Below are 20,647 nucleotides of genomic sequence, written 5' to 3'. Positions count from 1 at the left end.
CCCCTTCATGGGCGAAACAACGAAGCTGGCATGGTATCAAATACTAGCGAATCAGTTGCCGTAGCAGTTCAACCGTGCGCGCTGTGGCGCCACGATGCTGACCGGCAAACGCCAGCGCCGCCTCGCCCATGCGCGCGCGCGCGATGCCGTTCTGTAGCAAGCCGGTGGCGGCAGCGACCATGGCGCCGGCATCCGCACAGCGCAGCGCGGCACCGGCGTCGACCGCCTGCTCGGTGGCGAGGGAAAAATTGAAGGTGTGCGGGCCGACCAGGACCGGTTTGCCCACTGCGCAGGCTTCGATCAGGTTCTGGCCGCCCAGCGGCAGCAGGCTGCCGCCGATATAGGCGCAGTCGCAGGCGGCGTAGTACGCGAACATCTCGCCCATCGAGTCGCCGAGCAGCACGTCTGCATCAACGACATCATCCTGCTTTAACCCGGAGCGGCGCACCAGCGACAGGCCGCGCGCCGCCACCAGGGCCGCCACGTCATCGAAGCGCTGTGGATGGCGCGGCACGATGACCAGCAGCGCCTGGTCCTGCGCGCGCCAGGCGTCGAGGATCAAGGCCTCTTCGCCCTCGCGCGTGCTGGCGCACAGCAGCACGGGACGGGTGCCGATGCGCGCGCGCAGCCAGGCGCCCAGTTCAAGTGCCGCTGGCGGCGCCACCACGTCGAACTTGATGCTGCCCGTCACTTCCACAGCAGGCGCACCGAGCGACGCAATGCGCAAGGCGTCCGCCGTGGTCTGTGCGGCCACCAGCGTGATGCCGCGCGCCGCATTCGTCATCAGGCTGCCGAAGCGCTGGCCGCGCCGCAGTGACCTTTCCGACAGGCGGGCATTGACCAGCGCGACCGGGACGCCTTGTTCGGCGCAGGTGGCGATCAGGTTCGGCCACACTTCGGTCTCCATCAGCATGCACAGGCGCGGTGTGAAGTGGCGCAGGAAGCGCCGCACCAGGATGCCGAGGTCGTACGGCAGATAGGACTGGATGAAGCGCGCGCCATGTTTGGCGAACAGTTGCGCGCCGGTGGCGCGGCCGGTCGGCGTCATGTGCGTGAGCAGGATGCGGTGCTCCGGCCAGGCCGCGAGCAGCGCATCGACCAGCGGTTCGGCGGCGCGCGTCTCGCCCACCGACACGGCGTGCAGCCAGATGGTGGGCATGGCGGCGGCCCGTGGGCCGTAGACGCCGAGCCGTTCGCCCCAGTGGCCGCGATAGCCCGGCTCCTTGCGGCCGCGCCACCACAGGCGCGCCAGCACCAGCGGCAGCGCCAAACACCACATGAGGGAGTACAGGATGCCCATCATGGTGACGGAAAACCGCGCGCGACCAGCTGCGCGATCGCGGCCTGCACCTCGGCCACTGAAGGCGGCGCGCCGGCGTCGCCCAGGTTGATGATGCGGTCCGACCAGTTGCCCTCGGTTTTCCAGCGCGCCGAGTCGCAATACAGCTCCACGGTCGGACGCAGGAAGGCCGCGGCGATATGGGTCAGGCCGGTGTCGACGCCAATCACCAGGCCCGCGCAGCGCGCCAGCGTGACGGCTTCATCCATCGACAGTTTCGGCAGCAGGCGCGCGTTCGGCAGCGCTGCTGCAAGCTGCTCGGCTTCGGCCTTTTCCTGCGCCGAGCCCCATGGCAGCAGGATCGTCATCGGCGCCAGTTGCGCGCCGATGGCGATCCAGTTGGCCGGCGCCCACTTCTTGGCGTCACGCGCGGTGCCGTGAAAGAACACCGCGTACGGTTCGGCGGGCATCCAGTCCGGGCGTGTCACCGCAGCCGGCGCAGGCAGGCCGAAATCGGGCGCGCTGTCGATGCGGTAGCCCAGCGCGTTGGCCGCCACAAGGCGAGCGCGCGCGACCGCGTGGGTGCGCGGCGGCAGGTAGACGCTTTTTGAATGGAACAGGCGCGACAGGCCTTCGTAGCCGGAGTCTTCACCGCCATTGGCCATGCCGATTTTTTGACCGCCCGCCGCCAGGCGCGCGCAGCCCATGATGATCCCGGTCTTGAGCAAGCCCTGGGTATCGAACACGTAGTCGTAGCGTTCTTCGCGGAGCAGGCGCCAGAACTGCCTGACTTCGGCGCGGGTGGCAGGATCGCTCAGACCCTTCCTCCAGCGCCGCAGCGCAAACGGAATCACCCGGTGCACATGCGGATTGAGGCGCACCAGGCTGACATAGCCCTCCTCCACCACCCAGTCGACCTGGGCGCCAGGATGGTGGGCCAGGATATCGGCCACCATGGGCAGGTTGTGCAGCACATCGCCCAGGGACGACACCCGCACCAGAAGGATTTTCAAGAACTGCGTCAAAGCTTAGAACGGCAGCGCGGCGTCGGGCTTCGCGGCCAGGATCACGCGGCGGAAGTCGCCCTGGATCCGCGCCAGCGCTGCCGGCGTTTCGGCTTCGAAGCGCATCACCACCACCGGCGTCGTGTTCGACGAACGGGCCAGGCCAAAGCCGTCCGGGTACTCGACGCGCAGGCCGTCGATGTCATTGACGCTGTCCGAACCCGGGAAAGTCGCGTGGGTGCGCAGGTGCTCGATGATGGCGACGTTCTCGCCTTCGTTCAGGTGCAGGTGCAGTTCGGGGGTGCTGTCCGACATCGGCAGGGAATTGAGCAGCGCCGACGGATCGGCCTCGCGCGTGAGCAGTTCCAGCAGGCGCGCGCCGGAATACAGGCCGTCGTCAAAACCGTACCAGCGGTCCTTGAAGAAGATGTGGCCGCTCATTTCGCCGCCCAGCGGGCTGCCGGTTTCGCGCAATTTGGCTTTCACCAGCGAGTGGCCGGTTTTCCACATCAGCGGCTTGCCACCGTGCTTCGCAATCCACGGGCCCAGGTGGCGCGTGCATTTGACGTCGTACAGAATCTCGGCGCCAGGATTGCGCGATAAAACGTCGGCCGCGAACAGCATCATCTGGCGGTCAGGATAGATGATCTGGCCATTCTTGGTGACCACGCCCAGGCGGTCGCCGTCGCCGTCGAACGCGATACCGATTTCGGCATCGGTCTGTTGCAGGCACTTAATCAGGTCCTGCAGGTTTTCAGGGTGGGCCGGGTCCGGGTGGTGATTCGGGAAGGTGCCATCGACTTCGCAGAACAGTTCGATGACGTCGCAGCCCATGCCGCGGAACAGGTCGCCCGCGAACGCGCCGGCCACGCCGTTGCCGCAGTCGACCGCAATCTTGATCGGGCGGGCGATCTTGACGTCGTCGATGATGCGGCCGATGTATTCGGCACGGATGTCGTAGGTGGTGTACGTACCTGCAGTGGCGGCCGTATCGCCGTCGTTGGCGGCGATGTCGTCATGCAGGGCGGTGATCGTGGTGCCGTGAATCGCTTCGCTGGCCAGGACCATCTTGAAACCGTTGTAGTCGGGCGGGTTGTGGCTGCCTGTGACCATGATGCCCGAGCGCGCGGCCAGGACGTTGGTTGCGTAATACACCATCGGCGTGGCGACCATGCCCAGGTCGATCACGTCAACGCCGGCCGACTGCAGGCCCTTGGCCAGCGCCGCAGTCAGCGATGGGCCGGACAGGCGACCGTCGCGGCCGATGATGACGGTGCGTTCGCCTTTGGCCAGCGCGGCGCGGCCGAAGGCCTGGCCGATGGCGTGGGCGATGCCATCGTCGAGGGTTTTATCAATCACGCCGCGGATGTCGTAGGCTTTAAAAATCGTCTTGGAAAGGGCAACCATAGTATGAACCTCGGAGTATCGGCGTGCATCGATGCCCACGCCGATGATGCCGGCAAAGCGATTCAATGATTGTGTGCGCCAGAATGAAGAAAAACGGAAGTAGGTATTGTAACGGCAAGCGGGGTCCAGAGGGAATGTGGACCCGCGTGCTTGCCGCCTGCACTGACACAACAGCGAGCGTTTCATCTCGCCGTCGTCTTAATAACTTAATTGCAACTTATTACCAACATAGATAATACCAGGTTGCAATAAAGCTTAATCCAGACTTAAACGCGCAGCTTGTCGATCGATTTACCGCCTTCGACCCATTCCTTGACCCATTTAGGTTGACGGCCGCGGCCGGTCCACTGCTGGGCTGCATTATCTGGATGACGGAACCGCACTGCAACGGTACCTTGCTTCGATACTTTTGCCGATGCCATCAGGTCTTTCAGTGGCACGCCAACGCTTTGGGCAATTGCCAGGATCTGTTCACGGGCTTTCGACACTTCCTGGTGCTCGCGCTGCTTCATTTCTTGCTTGATTTGTTCCTGCAGATTACGCAGGTCGCCTACGGACATATTCGACAGATCCATCATGGTTCCTTTAGAAGTAGTGGTTGAAACAGTTTAAGTGAATTCTCACTAATTGTCGCAATATACTACAAACTCGAACAAAATACTTTACATCACTTCTTTTTTCTAAAGATAAGCCAGCGCGGCGACTTAAATCGGACAATACGTGCGTACAACCAGATGTAGCTGATCATGAACAATAGACAGCAGCATATCAATACACTGGTGTCGCGCCAAAACATCGTCGCAGGGATAACCGCCGTCAAAGAAAACAGCCACAAGTAAGGCGAAGTCAGTGAGTTCCGGCGCATCAGTGCACGCGCTTCTTTTCGGCCGACGGTCCATTGAACAATGCGCCGAAATATCAAACTATGCAAGTGAATACCATCTGGCATGGCCGGGGATTTGCCCCGCACAAACATGCGGCGCCATGCAGAAAACAGCGTTTCGAATGCAGGATAGATCAGCAATAAGGCAGCGTACCAGGTCGACACCTGGGGATTGCGCATCACCAGCAGCAGGGCCAATTCGCCCAGCATGAAACCGATAAAGTAGGCGCCGCCATCGCCCAAAAAAATCAATCCCAGCGGGTAATTCCAGATGAGGAATCCAGCGGTGGCGCCGGCCACCATCAACGCCGTTACCAGGACGAATACATCGCCCACCTGCCATGCGACACACGCCAATGAAATGAACATGCAGATCGTCACCACGCTGGCCAGGCCATTGAATCCGTCGATAATATTGACGGCATTGGCGATCCCGGCCACCGCCAGTATTGTAATGGGCAACACCAGCCAGGATGCGGTGATGGCGATCGATCCAAACGGCAGATCGATCCTTCCCAGCCTGGCATCGAGCAGGATATAGCCGAGCCAGGCGGCGATCATCGTCAAAATCAGGCGGCGCGATGCACGCACCGTGCCCGTGTAGTCCTCGACGATACCGCCGATAAAAGCGATGGACGAGCAGACCAACAGGGAAAATGTCCAATGGCCCAGTGCCGGTACCCGCCAGATGGAAATAGCAGTGGAAATTCCGACCGCCAGAAAAATCGGCAAGCCGCCGATGCGGGCGACCGGATGGACATGGACTTTTTGCACCGCGTCAAAATCGGCATCAAGTGCGCGCCGATGCAGCCTGGCCTGCTTAATGACGAGTAATGTCAGAAGGGCGGACGAAATAAAGCTGACCAGGAATGAAAACATGATTCGTCTTTGTAGTTTTCCGCGCAATCATCGGGAGTGACCCTTCACCCTGCATGCCTGGCCCTGGTCTCGGTTTGATTGTACCGGAATCGCCTCGTGGAAACCGCCCTGTCATGATGCATCGCGGCAGGCGCGGGTATTGTGCGATCGCGCTTAAAATAGGCGTTTACGGCTCAGCCGTTTTATTCAATCGAGGATGCAAAGTGAAAACCGCACCATGAGGACTTACGTTATCGGCGACCTGCAGGGGTGTGCCCACGAAGCACGCTTGCTGGTGGACCAGATCGGCGTCGATGCCGGCGGCGACGCCAGCATCATGTTCGTGGGTGACCTGATCAACCGCGGCCCGCAATCGCTGCAGGCCCTGCGCGACCTGAAGCAATGGCAAACCGAAAGCGGCGGGCGCGTTGAGGCGCTGCTGGGCAACCACGACCTGCATTTGCTGGCGGTGGCCAGCGGCGCCCAGTCGGCCAGTCGCTCCGACACGCTCGACGAGATATTGGCCGCGCCCGACCGCGACGAACTGGTCGCCTGGCTGCGCATGCGTCCGATGGCCATCATGGCTGCCGGCTGCCTGCTCGTGCACGCCGGCGTGGCGCCGCAATGGACGCCGATGCAGACCATGCAACTGGCCGGCGAAGTGCAGGCCGTGCTGCGCGGTCCGGGCTGGATCGATTTTCTGGCGACGATGTACGGCAACCTGCCGGCGCGCTGGAGCGACACCTTGACCGGCACCGAACGCATCCGCTGCATCGTCAACGCCCTCACGCGCATGCGCCTGTGCGCGCCGGACGGCACAATGGATTTCGCGCACAAGGAAAGCGATGCCGGGCCGCCGGGGTCGAATCTGGTCCCGTGGTTCGATCTGGCGGGCCGGAAAACGGCGGATATCACCGTGGCGTTCGGGCACTGGTCGGCGCTGGGACTGTTGATGCGGCCGAATTTACTGGGGGTCGACAGCGGCTGCGTCTGGGGCGGGAAGCTCAGTGCGGTTTGCCTGGACGACCGGACGCTGTTGCAGGTGGATTGTCCTGAGTATTTGAAGGCGGGTGGGAAAAAGTAAGCGCGACGTTTCATCCACCACCTCGTCATCCCCGCGCAGGCGGGGACCCATAGCACCTCCGGTCAGTGTTATCGTTGATCTTGGATGGCATAGCCCCCGCCTTCGCGAGGGCGACGGTCTATCGGGAATCGGTACTAACAACGTCCGACAGCGCCGCCTCCACCGCTGCCTGCGTCGCCTGCGCCAGGTCGCGCCGGTGCGCGCCCTGTGCGTCGATCGGCGCCAGGCACGTCAAGCGCGCCCGCACCGGCGGCCCGCTCAGAATCATCCGGATACTTTGCCCGAACGTGGTGTCGTCGAGGTAGTCGATCGACGCATGCGGCAAGCCTTGGTCATCCACGTAAGAAAGCGCATACGGCTGCAGCGCCACCTGCGCATCGATCGCCGCCTCGAACAGGTTGGCGTGAAACGGCAGCAGGCTGCCTTGGCGCGCGGTGGTCCCTTCCGGGAAAAACGCGACGCGCTCGCCGTCGTGCAGCGCCTCGACGATGCCCTTGAAGATCAGCCGCAGTTCACGCCGGCTGCCGCGTGCAATGAACACGGTGCCGGCCTTGTAGGCGAGCCAGCCCAGCACCGGCCATGCGCGGATCTCGGCCTTGGCGACGAAGCGGCACGGGTGATATGCATTGATAACGAAGATATCCAGCCACGAGACGTGATTGGCCGCCACCAGCGCGTGGCCCAGGGCGGGCACGCCGGCAGCAGGCTCGAGCTGCACCCGAAAAATGTGCAGCAGAGCGCGCGACCAGCGCCGCACGATACGTCCCCGCAGCGCCGGCGAGGCCCACGGAAAGACCAGCGCGCAGGTGGCCAGGCCCAGCGCCAGGTGCACGCCAATGCGCGCCAGACGCAGGGAGGTTGTGAAGCGCAAAGTGGCTGATCAGCGCTCGAACGCGACCCGGCCGGCGACGATGGTGGCGCGTACCTGCCCGGCCAGTTCGTAGCCGAGGAAGGGCGTGTGCTTGCCTTGGCTGGCCAGCGCGGCGCCATTCACCAGCCAGCGTGCATTCGGGTCGAACAGCACCACGTCGGCGGCGTTACCGACGGCCAGGTCGCCGGCCGGCAGGCCCGCCACGCGCGCCGCGTCGATGCTCACTTTGGCCAGCGCGCGCGACAGCGCCGCAGGGTCGTGTTGATCATCGGCCCATTTCAGCATCAGCGAGAGCAGCAGTTCCAGGCCGGTGGCGCCAGGCGACGCTTCGCCGAACGGCAGCAGCTTTTCGTCGTCGTCGACCGGTGTGTGGTCGGAACAAACCGCGTCCACGGTGCCGTCGAGCAGGCCGGCGCGGATCGCATCGCGGTCGCGCTGGGCGCGCAGCGGCGGCGTCAGTCGCGCGTTGGAGTCGAAGAAGCCGATGTCGGCGTCGGTCATGTGCAGGTGGTGCACGCCGACGTCGCAGGTCACGGGCAAGCCCTCTTTTTTGGCCGCGCGCACCAGCTCCAGGCCGGCCGCCGACGACAGGCGGCACAGGTGCACGCGTGCGCCGGTGGCGCGCACCAATTCAAAGATGGTGTGCAGGGCGATGGTCTCGGCCATCACCGGCACGCCGGACAGACCCAGGCGCGACGCCAGCGGGCCGGCATGGGCAATGCCGCCGGCACCGATGTGGGCGTCCTGGGGACGCAGCCAGACCGTGTAGCCGAAGGTGTTCGCGTACTGCAGCGCGCGCAGCAGCACGTTGGTGTCTTCGATCGGCACCTCGGCCTGCGAAAAGCCAATGCAGCCGGCTTCGGTCAGTTCGGCCATCTCGGTCAAGGCGACGCCTTTCAGGCCGACCGTGAGCGCGCCGAGCGGATGCACGTGCGCCTGGTGCAGGTTTCTGGCGCGGTGCTTGAGCATTTCGACCAGGCCCGGCTCGTCGAGCACCGGGTCGGTGTCGGGCGGGCACACCAGCGACGTCACGCCGCCCTGCATCGCGGCCAGCATCTCGGACTCGAGCGTGGCCTTGAATTCGTAGCCGGGCTCGCGCAGGCGCGCCGACAAATCGACCAGGCCCGGCGCGACCACGAGGCCGGTGGCGTCGATCACGCGTTCGGCGTTGAAGCCGGCCGGCGCCGTGCCGATGGCGGCGATGACACCGCCATCGATGAACAGATCGCGCACGGCGTCGATGCCGTTGGCCGGGTCGATCAGGCGCCCGTTTTGAATATGTAGTTTCATGCTTGTCTGGTGCAATGCGAATTTCATGCGTGTCCACCTGCGAGGATGCTCATGACCGCCATGCGCACGGCGATCCCGAAGGTCACCTGCGGCAGGATCACGGCTTGCGGGCCGTCGGCCACGGCCGAGTCGATTTCGACGCCGCGGTTCATCGGGCCCGGGTGCATGACAATTGCGTCGGGCTTGGCCAGCGCCAGGCGTTCCGGCGTCAGGCCGTAACTTTTAAAATACTCCTGGGCCGAAGGCAGCAGCGCGCCCGACATGCGTTCGTTCTGCAGGCGCAGCATGATGATCACGTCGACGCCCTTCAAGCCTTCATCCATGTTGGTGAACACGCGCACACCCATCTGCTCGAGGGCGCCGGGCAGCAGCGTGTGCGGTGCGATCGCGCGCACTTCCGGCACGCCCAGGGTGGTCAGGGCGTGGATGTCCGAGCGCGCCACGCGGCTGTGCAGGATGTCGCCGACGATGGCCACCGTCAGGTTGGTGAAATCCTTCTTGTAGTGGCGGATGGTGTACATGTCGAGCAGGCCCTGGGTCGGGTGCGCGTGGCGGCCGTCGCCAGCGTTGACCACGTGGACATGCGACTGCTTCGTGTCGATCAGGTGCTTGGCGATCAGGTACGGTGCGCCCGACTGCGCGTGGCGCACGACGAACATGTCGGCGTGCATGGCCGACAGGTTGTCGATGGTATCCAACAACGATTCGCCCTTGCTGGCCGACGAGGCCTGGATGTTCAGGTTGATCACGTCGGCCGACAGGCGTTTCGACGCGATCTCGAAGGTGGTGCGGGTGCGCGTCGAGTTTTCGAAGAACAGGTTGAACACGCTCTTGCCGCGCATCAGCGGCACTTTTTTCACTTCGCGGTCGGAGATACTCACGAAGCTCGACGCGGTGTCGAGGATGTGATTGACGATTGATTTCGGCAAGCCTTCGATCGACAGCAGGTGCTGCAGTTCGCCGTGTTTGTTCAGTTGGGGATTAAGCATGCGGTTCCTCCGCATCGTCCTCGACCGTCAGCGACAAAGCGCCGTCTTCACCACGCTGCAGCGACAGCGACTGGCCTGGCGCCAGCTCGGCGTGCACGCCGACGAAATCGGCCGCCACCGGCAGCTCGCGTCCGGCCCGATCGGCCAGTGCCGCCAGCATGATGCGCGCCGGGCGGCCGTAGTCAAACAGCACATTGATCGCCGCGCGCGTGGTGCGCCCGGTGTACAGGACGTCGTCGACCAGCACGATGTTGGCGCGGTCGACATTGAAACCGATGTGGGTCGGTTTGACGTCCGGGTGCAAGCCTTTTTTGGCGTAATCGTCGCGATAGAACGACACGTCGATGGAGCCGAGACGGTTCGTCAAATCGAGGTCAGCGGCCAGGCGCTGGGCCAGCCAGGCGCCGCCCGAATGGATGCCGACAATGGCGGCGTCCGGTACACCGGCGAGGCCTGCGCGCACCTGCTCGAGCAGGGTGCGGTACAGCGCCTCGGCGTCAAAGTCCGTGGTTGTTGTGATGGGCATGGTCGTCAAAGTATTGTTGCAAAATGATGGCGGCGGCGCGGTCGTCGATGACCTCGCCGCGCTTGGCGGAAATCACCGCCGATGAGTAGCGTTCGTCCACCAGCGTGACGGGCAGATTGAAGCGGCCGTGCAGCTGGTTGGCGAAACGCTGGCAGCGCAAGGTCATCTCGTGCTCGGCGCCGTCCGGGTGGCGCGGCTCGCCGACCACCAGGCGCGTGGGACGCCACTGCTCGATCAGCGCGCCGATCTGGGTAAAACGGGTGGCATTGTCGATCGCCTTGACCACGGCCAGCGGCTGCGCCTGCGCGGTCAAGGTGTTGCCCATTGCAATGCCGATACGCTTGATGCCGAAGTCAAAGCCAAAAACGATCTCGATCATCAAGCGTGGCCGGCCTCGGACGCAAGCATGACCGGGTCGATGCCCAGCAACTTGATGGCGGCCGTGTAGCGTTCTTCCACCGGCAGGTCGAACAGCACGTGCGCGTCGGCGCCGACCGTGAGCCAGCCATTGCGCGCCAGTTCTTCTTCCAGCTGGCCCGGGCTCCAGCCCGCATAACCGATGGACACCAGCATGCGCGCCGGGCCGTCGCCGGCAGCGACTGCTTCGAGGACGTCGATGGAGGTGGTGAAGGCGACTTCGGGGGTGACGGTCAGCGACGACGAATAGCGCTCGCCCGGCGTGTGCAAGACAAACCCGCGGTCGTCCTGGACCGGACCGCCAAACAGGATGGCTTCATTGACAACGTCTGCGTCGATGTCGTCGGCAAGTTTCAGGTCGATACGTTCGAACAGGGTTTCCATCGTCATGTCGGTGGGCTTGTTGACGATAACGCCGAGCACGCCCTTGTCGTTGTGCTCGCAGACGTACACGACCGTGCCGCCAAAGACGGGGTCATCCATCGACGGCATGGCGATCAAGAAATGATTCGCCAGGTTCAGTCCGGATGCCGCCGGCCCGGCATGGCCCAGTTGCTGGCCCGCTTCCTGTGGCAGGCCAAGCATGGGAAGAGGCTGGCCTATCTTGCTTTTCTTCATACGCGTACTCTCCGCACTCTTTCTTCGGCTCGCTGAGCCCCAAACTGCGGGGTAGGGAATTTTCGCTAGTTTACACTGATTTCGACCGCCACCATGCATGCGCGGTTCGACACCGGGCCATTGACCCTGTTCTGTCGATCGTAGACAGTAAAATAGGGTCCGCTTTGACCACGCACACGAATAATGACTCCTAGCAAGATTTTAGTCTGGTTCCGCCGCGACCTGCGCGCCCATGACCACGCCGCCCTGTACCACGCGCTCACGGCGGGGACCGAAGTGTACTGTGTGTTTGTCTATGACACGGCCATCCTGGATCCGCTTCCGCAAGACGATCGTCGCGTCCAGTTCATCCATGCCAGCATCGCCCAGCTGGACGCCGACCTGCAGGGCATGCAAGGTCACTTGCTGGTGCGGCACGGCTGCGCGGCCGATGAAGTGCTCAAGCTGGCCGCAGCGCTGGAAGTCGACGCGGTATATATCAACCGCGACTACGATCCGGCTGCGCTTGCCCGCGATGCGGATGTGGCCGAGCGCCTGGCGGCGGGCGGCCGCGCGCTGCACAGTTTCAAGGACCAGGTCATCTTTGAACAGAATGAAGTGCTGACCTTGAACGACAAGCCATTTTCCGTCTTCACGCCGTACAAAAACGCGTGGCTCAAGAAGATGGCGGCGCAGCCCGATTGCCTGGTCGCCTATGCGAGCGATGCGCACGCTGCGCATTTCGTGCCGGGCCCGTCCGCCCTGCCCTCCCTGCAACAGCTCGGCTTCAGCGAGCCTGCCGTGCCGGCCCGGCCGTTCGGCATGGATGGCGCGTCAAGCCTGTTCGAAGCCTTCATTCCACGCATGCCCGACTACGACACCGAGCGCAATTTTCCGGCGCTCGATTCAACCTCGCGCCTGTCGATGCATTTGCGCTTCGGGACCATCTCGGTGCGCCACCTGGCGCGCACGGTGCAGCAGCTGGCGGCGAATGGCGCCGGCGGCGTCGGCGCGCCCGTGTGGCTGGCCGAACTGATCTGGCGCGAGTTTTACCAGATGATCCTGTTCCAGCACCCGCGCGTGGTGAGCGAAGCGTTCAAGCCGGCCTTCGACGCGGTTCAGTGGGAGCAAGGCCCCGAGGCCGAGGCACTGTTCGCGGCCTGGTGCGAAGGCCGCACCGGCTATCCGCTGGTCGACGCGGCCATGGCGCAAATCAACCAGACCGGCTTCATGCACAACCGCCTGCGCATGGTGGTGGCCAGCTTCCTGGTGAAGGACCTGGGCATCGACTGGCGCTGGGGCGAACAGTACTTCGCGCTGCACCTGAACGATTACGAGCTGGCGTCGAACAACGGCGGCTGGCAGTGGGCGGCCTCGACCGGATGCGATGCGCAGCCGTGGTTCAGGATTTTCAATCCGGTGACGCAGTCGGAGAAATTCGATGCGCAGGGGGAGTTTATCAGGCAGTACCTGCCGCAGCTGGGCCAGCTGGACAAGAAAGAGATCCACGCGCCGTGGCTGGTGCCGGCGGCCGTGCTGTCGAAGAAGGGGGTAAGGCTGGGGGACAATTATCCGCAGCGGCTGGTCGAGCATGACAAGGCGCGGCAGAAGACGTTGGAGCGGTTCGCCGTGGTAAAGGCAGTGGTGGCGGACTGAAGTCGACCGGGCTTGCACGGCGTGAGGTTTGCCCCGCTCAAGCGCGCAAAACAGCCGTGTACGGCTCAATTCTCCGTGTGCATGGGGCCGTTGTTTGCAGCACGCTGGTTCTGAGTTGGCTCATATGTACGCCGCCGCGCAGCAGCCGTTAACGCCGCTTTTCGCCATGTCGTCCTGATAAAGTCAGTCACGCACATGACGATAGGGAGGCCATATGCCGTTCGACGAACTCAACACCGCATCGATGTCAGAGCCGACCCTGGCGACGGTGCCGGCCGGACCAGCCAGCTTCGCCAGCCAGAAACAGACGCGCGTGCTGGGGGGGGGACTGATCCTTCTTGCGCTCGCCCTGGCCTACCTCTTTCTGGTTTTCTGGAATGGGGGCATTGCAGGCAAGGCGACCGATCCGCAGCAAGTTTGCGCTGCCGGAAATTACCTGTGCTTCCATGTTTCGTCCGATGCCAAGCTATTGATCCTGGTTATGCTGGCAGGCGCACTAGGCAGCTTCATCCACGCGGCGACGTCGTTCGGCGACTTCGTCGGCAACAAGCGCCTGACCACCAACTGGCTCTGGTGGTACATCCTCAAGCCGTTCATCGGCACCGTGCTCGCTGTGATCTTTTATCTCTGTGTGCGGGGCGGCTTCCTGTCCGGCGCCACACAGGCCGACAGCATCAATTTGTACGGTATCACTGCGCTGGCAGGCCTGGTCGGCATGTTTTCAAAGCAGGCAACCGACAAGCTGAGTGAAGTATTCGACACGATGTTCAAGACCTCGGCTGGTGACCTCAAGCGCAAGGAAGGTCTCGACAACCCGGTGCCGGTGCTGAGCGGCAGCGAGCCGGCGCGCTTGGCACCGGGCGCGCGCGATGTCGTCATCACGCTGACCGGCAAGGGATTCGTGAATGGCTCGGTGGTGCAAATCAATGGCAGCGCACGGACAACAACGTTCAAGGACAGTACCCATTTGTCGGCCGCGCTGCAGGATGCCGATACGGCACGCGAAGGCCAGATGAAGGTTACCGTCGTCAATCCCGCGCCGGGCGGCGGCACATCAGAGCAGCTGGTGCTGACGATTGCGGACCTTGCCACAACGCAGGCGCCCACTGGCGAATCCGACAGCGAGCATGATGTCGACAGCTGCGACGTCGCCGTCACCCTCCCTACGGCCGACGAAGATCTTCCAGCCGCACGTGGCGGGGTGGCATCATGATCTATTCCCTGACGTGGTTGCCAATGGTATTGGAAAGCGCCGGCCTGAAGGTGGCCGTTCACGATGGCTGGGCCGAGCGCGGCCGCAGCGAGATGGGACGTGTCGAGGGGGTGATATGCCACCATACCGCCGGCCCGCGGACGGGCAACATGCCAAGCCTGGGCACCCTGATCAACGGCCGCAGCGACCTCCCCGGACCGCTGGCCCAGCTTGGGCTTGGCCGGGACGGTACCTACTATGTCATCGCCGCAGGCAAGTGCAACCACGCAGGCAAAGGCAAGTGGCGTGGTTTCACGACCGGCAACCTCAGCTTTATTGGCATTGAGGCGGAAAATGCGGGCACGTCTGCCGATTTTCCTTGGCCGGAGGTGCAAATGGATAGCTACCGGCGCGGCGTGGCGGCCATCCTGCAGCACATCGGCCACGGACCGGAATTCTGCGCCGGGCACAAGGAATACGCGCTGCCGCCGAACAGGAAAAACGATCCGCTGTTCGACATGGACATATTTCGCGCCGACGTGGCGGCGATCATGAACGGTTTGGCCCCGCCACCCAAACCCATTCCGTCTGTCGAACCCGCGGGCAACGGCCGCCCCACGCTGCGAAGGGGCGCCGTTGGCGATCTGGTGCGCGAGGTGCAGACACGCTGCGGCGTGGAAGCGGACGGCGCGTTTGGCGCCCAGACCGAAGCGGCGGTGCGCAGGTTCCAGCGCGAGCACGAACTCGTGCCGGACGGTATCGTGGGCCCCAAAACCTGGGTCGCATTCGACGCCATCGGGCATCTCAACACGGATCGGAGGGCGGATAGCCACGCCAGTTAATGGCGCGCATACGGGAAAATTCGCAGGCGTACTTGAGGGAGGGACGTTCTCAATACTGCGAAGAACGTCATCTCGACCAAAGGCCGAGATGACGTGTTTGAAGCTGACTGCTTACACCGACGTCGCCGGCATCTCGCGACCCAGCAAGCCCGCAATCGCCGCCAGCAGCACCGGCTCCTGGAACGGCTTGCCGAAGTACGCATTCACACCCAGGTCCAGCGCGTAGTTGCGGTGCTTGTCGGCCGTGCGCGAGGTGATCATGATGATCGGAATAGCCGCCGTCTTCTCGCCGCCGCGCACATTGCGCGTCAAATCGAAGCCATCCATACGCGGCATTTCGATATCGACCAGCATCAGGTCAGGCGTGGCCTGCTGCAGCTGTTCGAGCGCATCGACGCCATCCTTGGCCAGCAGCACCTGGTAACCCTCGCGTTCCAGCAGACGCTGGGTCACGCGGCGCACCGTCAGCGAATCGTCGACCACCATCACCACGGCATTGCGCACCGGGGCTTCGGGGACGGCGGCATCACGCATGCGCAAGGCATCGCTGTGGGTACCCTGCTGGGCCAGGGCGATCGGGTTCAGGATCAAGACAATCGAGCCGTTACCGAGCACCGTGGCGCCGGAGATGCCGACCATGCGCGCCAGTTGCGGCCCGATGTTCTTGATGACCACCTCGCGGTTGCCCTGCACCTCGTCGACCTGCACCGCCACCCTGTCATTACCGCTGCGCAGGACCATCACCGGCGACGAGCGCTGCGCCAGCGGCGCAGCAGCGTCGCCCAGCAAAGTCGACAGGAACTGCAGCGGCACCTGCTGACCCTGCACCACGACGAAACCGGCAGCCTGCGCTTCCATCAGCGCAGCTTCCTTCAGTTGCAGCACCTGCTCCACCAGGATCGATGGCAGTGCCCACGTCTTGCCGCCACTGGTGGTCAGCACGACCTGCGTCACGGCCAGCGTCAATGGCAGGTGAATCGTGAAGCGCGCGCCTTTGCCCGCTTCGGTGGCCAGGGCCACCCGACCGCCAAGCGACTGCGCCTGGGTGCGCACCACGTCCATGCCCACGCCGCGGCCAGCCAGTTCGGTCAGCGCATCGGCGGTCGAGAAACCGGCCGTGAAAATCAGGTCGGCTGCCTCGTGGTCGCTCAGTTCCACACCGTCCGGCACCAAGCCCTTGTCGATCGCCTTGGCGCGGATACGGGCCAGGTCGAGGCCAGCGCCGTCATCGGAAAACTCGATGACCACTTCGTTACCCTGCTGGCTGACCTGCACCAGCAATTCACCGGTCTCGGATTTGCCCGCCATGCCGCGATTCACACGCGACTCGACGCCGTGCACGATCGCATTGCGCAGCAAGTGTTCGAACGGCGCAGCCATCGATTCAAGCACGCTGCGGTCGATCTCCACGCTGCCGCCCTTGATATCCAGGTTGACCCGCTTGTCGATCTCTTTGGCGGTCTGGCGCGCCACCCGGAACAGCCGTTCCGACAGGCTGGCAAATGGCACCATCCGCACGCGCATCAGGTCGCGCTGCAAATCGCGCGTCAGGCGCGACTGCGCGGCCAGGTCTTCCGTGGCACCGTCGACGCTGCGCGCCAGGGTGTCGTGGAAGGAGGCGACGTCGTTGACGCTCTCGGCCATCATGCGCGTCAATTCCTGCAAGCGCGTAAAACGGTCGAACTCGAGCGGATCGAATTCGCGTTCGCCGGCAATCGACATGCGCGAGGCCATCTGCGTTTCGGCCTGGATTTCCACTTCGCGCAACTGGCGCCGCAAGCGCGCCAGATTTTCGGCGAAGTCGCCCAGGGAAGACTTCAGGCCACTGACCTGGTTTTCCAGCTTCGAGCGCGTGATCGACACTTCGCCGGCCTGGTTGACCAGGCGGTCGAGGATGTCGGCACGGACCCGCACCAGCGCGGTCCGGGCAGTTGGCGAGGCGATGTCGTCGATCGCGGCAGCCAGGCTGACCGGTGCGGCGCTGCCGTCCTGTGGCGCGGTGTCGGCAGGCGCGGCCTGCGGGTTTTGCAGTTGTTCGAACAGCAGCAAGGCCTGGTCGTAGTTGGCCAGCAGTTCGTCGAACGCGGCCGCCGCCGTGGTACCGGCGTGAACCATATTCTCGACCTGGGTTTCCAGTTCGTGAATGTGCTGACCGAGGCGCATCGCACCGGCCATCCGCGCGCTGCCCTTGACGGTATGCAGCGTGCGCAGCAGGCGCTGGGCCGGCGCCGTGTCGGCTGGTTTCGTCTGCCACTGGCGCAGGTTGTTGCCCAGCTCCGGCATCAGGTCGGTCGCTTCTTCCAGGAACACCGGCATCAGGTCGGCATCGAGCTCATCGCTGAATGCCGATTCTGCGGTCAGGACCCGTTCCGGCTCCGCTTCACGCACCACTTCCGGCGCAACCAACACCGGTTCCGGCACCGGCGCAACGTCGGCGACGGGCTCTGGTTCTGGTTCCGGTTCTGGTTCCGGTTCTGGTTCTGGTTCTGGTTCTGGTTCTGGTTCTGGTTCTGGTTCTGGTTCTGGTTCTGGTTCTGGTTCTGGTTCTAGTTCTGGTTCTGGTTCTGGTTCTGGTTCCGGCGCTATTTCTGCAACGGGTTCTGGTTCCGGCGCCGCTTCCAGCACGGGATCCAGTTCAGGTTCAGGTTCCGGCTCCACTGCAGCCACCGCTTCGTGCGGCGCACCGAATGGATCGTCGGCGTCGTCGCCGAACAGACCGTCGAAATCGTCGGCCACAGCCTCTGCGGCAGCAGGCGCTGCAACGGCTTCTTCGAACGCCGGCGGCTCAGCGACCAGGCTGGCCAGCGTGTCGGTGAACAGCGAGTCGAGCTGACCGTCGAGCTGACCGTCGAGCTGGTCGTCGTCAACGTCGTCCTGGGCCGGCGCACGCGCCGTCACATCGCGGCACAGCGCGTTCAGGCGGGCCACCAGCAAGGGCTGATCGGGCGCCAGGTCGGCCTGGGCAAAACGCTGCAACATGGTGCCGATTTCGGCCAGCGTCTCTTCGAGCAGGGCGCGCGACGCTGGTTCCAGCACCGGTGCCGGCGCCTGCAAGGCATCGAGCACGTTTTCCAGCGCATGGGCGACATCGCGCAAGGCGTTGAACCCCACCGTGGCCGAGGTGCCGACCAGAGTGTGCGCAGCCTTGAGCGCATCGACCGTGACGGCGCGCTGCGGCGTATCGCGCCACTGGCTGAAGTCGCGCTGCAACAGGCGCATCAACTCGTCGGTTTCGGCCAGGTAGATGTTATACAGCGGCAGTGGAATGGCCAGGTCGCCGAAGCGTTTCAGCTTGTCGTCCGGCGCCGGTTCTTCTTCGGCGACCACCTCTTCCGGTGCAATCTGGTCGAGTACCGGAATGGCGTCGTCGTCCCACGGCAGTTCGTCCTCGTCGACCGGCAAGGCCACGGCGGCAATTTCCTCGTCCGCTTCGACAGCAACCGGCTCCGGCGTGGCAACAACTTCCGTCTCAGGCACGGCTTCGAGCGCGACCGGTGCCGCTACCGCTTCTTTCGGCGACAGGCCGTTCTGGACGCGTTCGGCCGCATCGGCCAGTGCGGCGCCAAGGCGATCCGAGCGGCCCGTGCTGGCCAGTTCGCCGACCCAGGCAGTCAGTTCGACGCAGGCGTTGTGCAGCATGTTGAGCAGCGATGGCGATGCAGTGCGCGACTCGGCCAGCCACAGGTTCATGCATTTTTCGATGGCAGCGGCGGCGATGCCGAATTCTTCCAGGCCCACCATGCGGCCACTGCCCTTGAGCGTGTGGAACGAGCGGCGCAGCTGTGTGAGGATTTCCTGGCTGTCGGGCGCGCGCTCGGCGGCCGGGATGTTGTCCGCCACCAGCGCCAGCACTTCCTGGGCTTCGGAGATGAAAATTTCCAGCAGCTCGGCTTCGATCGAATCGTCGCCTTGCGGCGCGGGCGCCTGCACCGGTTCCACCACCGGTTCGGGCACCGCTTGCGCAGGTGCGGGGGCCGCATCCAGTTCGGCGTCGAACGGCGACGCTTCTTGCGCCACTTCTTCGAACGGGATTTCGTGGAACACGCCTTCGACCTCGTCGAACACAAAGCGCTGGCCGGCCTGCACACCATTCTGGGCCAGCATGTCGGTAAAGAAGCCGAGCGCGCCGACGTTGCGGGCGATCAGCTGCAGCACCGGGGCGTGCACGCCGCCTTCGGTGGTGCCGAGGGCCAGGCCATGGACGTCGTCCTGCACGCGCTGCACGGCGCGCACGGCGGCGTCCTGGTCGAGCACCGACAAGGCACCCTTCAACTGGTGCAGCAAGGGTTCGACATTGACCAGCGCCGGGCGCTGGATGATCCCGGCATGGTAATCGTCGAGGGTTTTTTCGATCTGGCGCAGGCTCGATTTGATCTCGCCAGCCAGCACCGTGACGGTCTGGCCATGCTGGGTTTTCTGGGCCAGTTCACCCTGCCACTGCGGCGCGGCCGGCGGCGTTTCGCCGGCAGCCAGCGCCAGCAAACGGGCGCCCACCAGTTCGGCGTGTTCTTCAAAATCGGCCGGCAACTGGCGCACCTGGTCGAGACCCTGCTCGACGAACAGCATCGCCGTGGCCATTTCCATGCCCAGCTCGTCGCTGCGGTTCGCGGCCAGTGCTTCCGTGGCCGCCTGGCCCAGTTCGCGCAGCAGTTGTGCCAGAGCGGGTGCACCGAGTTTTTCGCTGGCGCCGGCCAGGGTGGCCAGCGCTTCGTTGAAACTGTCGGCCGGGGCCACGGCATTCGAGGCCAGCTTGTCCCAGCCCGACTTGGTCTGGACCAGCGCTTCCTTCGCTTGCTTCAATGCGGCGGCGTCGATACGGCCATAGCGGCGCTCGGCGTAATCGGCCGGCACCACGCCCTCGAGGCGGTAAGCGTGGCGCAGTGCCTGCGCTTCCGGCGTCGGGTTTTGCGCTGCGGCGATGAAAAACAGCGCGTCGCGCAGCATGGTTTCAGGCAGCCCGCCCTGGCCTTGCGACAGGCGGCGCAGCTGCAGGTTGATCATGCCAAACAGCTGCTTGACATACAAATTGCTGGCCAGCTGGCCGCTGGCAACCAGTTCAGCAAACGCGTGCATCGCGTGCCAGAAGGCGCGCGCATGCGGTTCGGTTTGCGCACCCGGCACCGGCGCGATGGCCAGCAGCAGCTTGCTTGCCGTGCTTTGCTGGGACGCGGCGTCGGTACTTTTCAGGAACGGCAGCAGCGCTTTTTCGAAACGCTGGCGCACCACGGCGTAGTCCGGTGCCGCATCGCTGGACGCGGCAGCCTGGGCTGCCAGCGCCACCGGCATCGACAAATCGACGAACAGCAAATCGGCCGGGTGGATCCGTTCCACGCCCTGCAAAGCCTGCAGCGCCTGGTAATAAGGGAACAGGCGGGTCGGCTGGGCCGGCGCGCCGGCGAGCAACTCGTCGAGGTACTCGATCACGGCGCCATACACGTCGGTGACGGCGGCTGCATTGGCCGCTGAACATGCCAGTGCACCATCCTTGAAACGATCGAGCGCGATTTCCGCAGCCAGCGTCACCAGACCGACGCCGTCGATGTCGACCATCTGCAAGGCGCCATGGGCCTGGTGCAGATGCGTTTTCGCATGCTGGAGCGCGGTGGCGCGCGCGTCGGCGCCGTCAATCCCCGCCGCGACAGCGTCGCCGAGGGCACTGCCCGAACGTCCCAACGAGTCGCGGATTTCACCGATCACCCAGGACAGAGGTCCCGTGTCGATGCGCGGCGCGTGCGAAGAAGAAGTCATGATC

General features: G+C 64.1%; 16 protein-coding genes. 4 read left to right on the top strand and 12 right to left on the bottom strand.

Going from position 1 to position 20,647, the window contains the following annotated elements:
- Window positions 1–43: 43 nt before the first annotated feature.
- The 5 genes from waaA to V6M87_RS14250 all read right to left on the bottom strand — a co-directional run bounded on the left by waaA (window position 44) and on the right by V6M87_RS14250 (window position 5,452).
- Window positions 44–1,300 (bottom strand): lipid IV(A) 3-deoxy-D-manno-octulosonic acid transferase, encoded by a 1,257-nt coding sequence (gene waaA / locus V6M87_RS14270; protein WP_332877343.1) that lies wholly within the window; start codon window positions 1,298–1,300, stop codon window positions 44–46.
- Window positions 1,300–2,292, bottom strand: a complete 993-nt coding sequence (gene waaC, locus V6M87_RS14265) for a lipopolysaccharide heptosyltransferase I (protein WP_332877300.1) — start codon at window positions 2,290–2,292, stop codon at window positions 1,300–1,302. Before waaC ends, waaA begins: the two co-directional genes overlap by 1 nt.
- Before the next feature lie 15 nt (window positions 2,293–2,307).
- The gene (locus tag V6M87_RS14260; protein ID WP_332877299.1) at window positions 2,308–3,690 is read right to left on the bottom strand and encodes a phosphomannomutase/phosphoglucomutase; all 1,383 of its coding nucleotides are present in this window, start codon (window positions 3,688–3,690) and stop codon (window positions 2,308–2,310) included.
- Window positions 3,691–3,956: 266 nt separating this feature from the next.
- A complete protein-coding gene (locus V6M87_RS14255) occupies window positions 3,957–4,265 on the bottom strand; it encodes an H-NS histone family protein (protein ID WP_332877342.1) in 309 nt (102 codons plus the stop codon).
- A 92-nt stretch (window positions 4,266–4,357) separates the two neighbouring features.
- Window positions 4,358–5,452 (bottom strand): glycosyltransferase family 4 protein, encoded by a 1,095-nt coding sequence (locus tag V6M87_RS14250; RefSeq protein ID WP_332877298.1) that lies wholly within the window; start codon window positions 5,450–5,452, stop codon window positions 4,358–4,360.
- A 217-nt stretch (window positions 5,453–5,669) separates the two neighbouring features.
- On the opposite strand from V6M87_RS14250, the gene V6M87_RS14245 reads away from it, so the two are divergent.
- The gene (locus tag V6M87_RS14245) at window positions 5,670–6,515 is read left to right on the top strand and encodes a symmetrical bis(5'-nucleosyl)-tetraphosphatase (protein WP_332877297.1); all 846 of its coding nucleotides are present in this window, start codon (window positions 5,670–5,672) and stop codon (window positions 6,513–6,515) included.
- Window positions 6,516–6,633: 118 nt separating this feature from the next.
- Here the strand turns inward: V6M87_RS14245 and V6M87_RS14240 are convergent, their stop codons facing one another.
- Genes V6M87_RS14240 through V6M87_RS14215 form a run of 6 tightly spaced genes read right to left on the bottom strand, consistent with a single transcriptional unit; the run spans window position 6,634 to window position 11,226 of the window.
- A complete protein-coding gene (locus V6M87_RS14240; RefSeq protein WP_332877296.1) occupies window positions 6,634–7,386 on the bottom strand; it encodes a lysophospholipid acyltransferase family protein in 753 nt (250 codons plus the stop codon).
- Window positions 7,387–7,395: 9 nt separating this feature from the next.
- Window positions 7,396–8,676: a dihydroorotase gene (locus V6M87_RS14235; RefSeq protein ID WP_332877295.1), complete on the bottom strand. Its 1,281-nt coding sequence runs from the start codon at window positions 8,674–8,676 to the stop codon at window positions 7,396–7,398.
- A gap of 23 nt (window positions 8,677–8,699) precedes the next feature.
- Complete coding sequence (locus V6M87_RS14230) at window positions 8,700–9,665, bottom strand: aspartate carbamoyltransferase catalytic subunit (RefSeq protein WP_332877294.1); 966 nt, start codon at window positions 9,663–9,665, stop codon at window positions 8,700–8,702.
- Complete coding sequence (pyrR, locus tag V6M87_RS14225) at window positions 9,658–10,191, bottom strand: bifunctional pyr operon transcriptional regulator/uracil phosphoribosyltransferase PyrR (RefSeq protein WP_332877293.1); 534 nt, start codon at window positions 10,189–10,191, stop codon at window positions 9,658–9,660. Before pyrR ends, V6M87_RS14230 begins: the two co-directional genes overlap by 8 nt.
- Complete coding sequence (gene ruvX, locus V6M87_RS14220) at window positions 10,163–10,570, bottom strand: Holliday junction resolvase RuvX (RefSeq protein ID WP_332877292.1); 408 nt, start codon at window positions 10,568–10,570, stop codon at window positions 10,163–10,165. Before ruvX ends, pyrR begins: the two co-directional genes overlap by 29 nt.
- Window positions 10,570–11,226, bottom strand: coding sequence for a YqgE/AlgH family protein (locus V6M87_RS14215; protein WP_332877291.1), 657 nt, complete (start codon window positions 11,224–11,226; stop codon window positions 10,570–10,572). The genes ruvX and V6M87_RS14215 overlap by 1 nt, the downstream gene beginning before the upstream one ends.
- Window positions 11,227–11,409: 183 nt before the next feature.
- Between V6M87_RS14215 and V6M87_RS14210 the strand changes: the two genes are divergently transcribed.
- From V6M87_RS14210 to V6M87_RS14200, 3 genes are all read left to right on the top strand, one after another.
- The gene (locus tag V6M87_RS14210; RefSeq protein WP_332877290.1) at window positions 11,410–12,861 is read left to right on the top strand and encodes a cryptochrome/photolyase family protein; all 1,452 of its coding nucleotides are present in this window, start codon (window positions 11,410–11,412) and stop codon (window positions 12,859–12,861) included.
- 214 nt (window positions 12,862–13,075) lie between these two features.
- Window positions 13,076–14,074 (top strand): IPT/TIG domain-containing protein, encoded by a 999-nt coding sequence (locus tag V6M87_RS14205; protein WP_332877289.1) that lies wholly within the window; start codon window positions 13,076–13,078, stop codon window positions 14,072–14,074.
- Complete coding sequence (locus tag V6M87_RS14200; protein ID WP_332877288.1) at window positions 14,071–14,895, top strand: peptidoglycan recognition protein family protein; 825 nt, start codon at window positions 14,071–14,073, stop codon at window positions 14,893–14,895. Before V6M87_RS14205 ends, V6M87_RS14200 begins: the two co-directional genes overlap by 4 nt.
- A gap of 111 nt (window positions 14,896–15,006) precedes the next feature.
- On the opposite strand, the gene V6M87_RS14195 is transcribed toward V6M87_RS14200, so the two are convergent.
- Window positions 15,007–20,643 carry a hybrid sensor histidine kinase/response regulator gene (locus tag V6M87_RS14195; RefSeq protein ID WP_332877287.1) on the bottom strand — a complete coding sequence of 1,879 codons (5,637 nt, stop codon included), beginning with the start codon at window positions 20,641–20,643 and terminating at the stop codon, window positions 15,007–15,009.
- Window positions 20,644–20,647 lie beyond the last annotated feature (4 nt).

Origin of the sequence: Massilia sp. S19_KUP03_FR1 (assembly GCF_036688685.1) — a bacterium.
In the GTDB taxonomy this organism is placed as follows: Bacteria; Pseudomonadota; Gammaproteobacteria; order Burkholderiales; family Burkholderiaceae_D; genus JALYUM01.
Note: the sequence above shows the minus strand (reverse complement) of the source record. Positions and strands in the feature narration are given on the sequence as shown.

Excerpts from the sequence above, each read along its gene's own strand:
- V6M87_RS14200 (WP_332877288.1), top strand. The coding sequence starts at position 14,071 with ATGATCTATTCCCTGACGTGGTTGCCAATGGTATTGGAAAGCGCCGGC.
- V6M87_RS14255 (WP_332877342.1), bottom strand. The coding sequence starts at position 4,265 with ATGGATCTGTCGAATATGTCCGTAGGCGACCTGCGTAATCTGCAGGAA.
- pyrR (WP_332877293.1), bottom strand. The coding sequence starts at position 10,191 with ATGCCCATCACAACAACCACGGACTTTGACGCCGAGGCGCTGTACCGC.
- V6M87_RS14210 (WP_332877290.1), top strand. The coding sequence starts at position 11,410 with ATGACTCCTAGCAAGATTTTAGTCTGGTTCCGCCGCGACCTGCGCGCC.
- V6M87_RS14215 (WP_332877291.1), bottom strand. The coding sequence starts at position 11,226 with ATGAAGAAAAGCAAGATAGGCCAGCCTCTTCCCATGCTTGGCCTGCCA.
- V6M87_RS14195 (WP_332877287.1), bottom strand. The coding sequence starts at position 20,643 with ATGACTTCTTCTTCGCACGCGCCGCGCATCGACACGGGACCTCTGTCC.
- V6M87_RS14250 (WP_332877298.1), bottom strand. The coding sequence starts at position 5,452 with ATGTTTTCATTCCTGGTCAGCTTTATTTCGTCCGCCCTTCTGACATTA.
- waaA (WP_332877343.1), bottom strand. The coding sequence starts at position 1,300 with ATGGGCATCCTGTACTCCCTCATGTGGTGTTTGGCGCTGCCGCTGGTG.
- V6M87_RS14230 (WP_332877294.1), bottom strand. The coding sequence starts at position 9,665 with ATGCTTAATCCCCAACTGAACAAACACGGCGAACTGCAGCACCTGCTG.
- V6M87_RS14260 (WP_332877299.1), bottom strand. The coding sequence starts at position 3,690 with ATGGTTGCCCTTTCCAAGACGATTTTTAAAGCCTACGACATCCGCGGC.
- V6M87_RS14245 (WP_332877297.1), top strand. The coding sequence starts at position 5,670 with ATGAGGACTTACGTTATCGGCGACCTGCAGGGGTGTGCCCACGAAGCA.
- V6M87_RS14235 (WP_332877295.1), bottom strand. The coding sequence starts at position 8,676 with ATGAAACTACATATTCAAAACGGGCGCCTGATCGACCCGGCCAACGGC.
- V6M87_RS14205 (WP_332877289.1), top strand. The coding sequence starts at position 13,076 with ATGCCGTTCGACGAACTCAACACCGCATCGATGTCAGAGCCGACCCTG.
- ruvX (WP_332877292.1), bottom strand. The coding sequence starts at position 10,570 with ATGATCGAGATCGTTTTTGGCTTTGACTTCGGCATCAAGCGTATCGGC.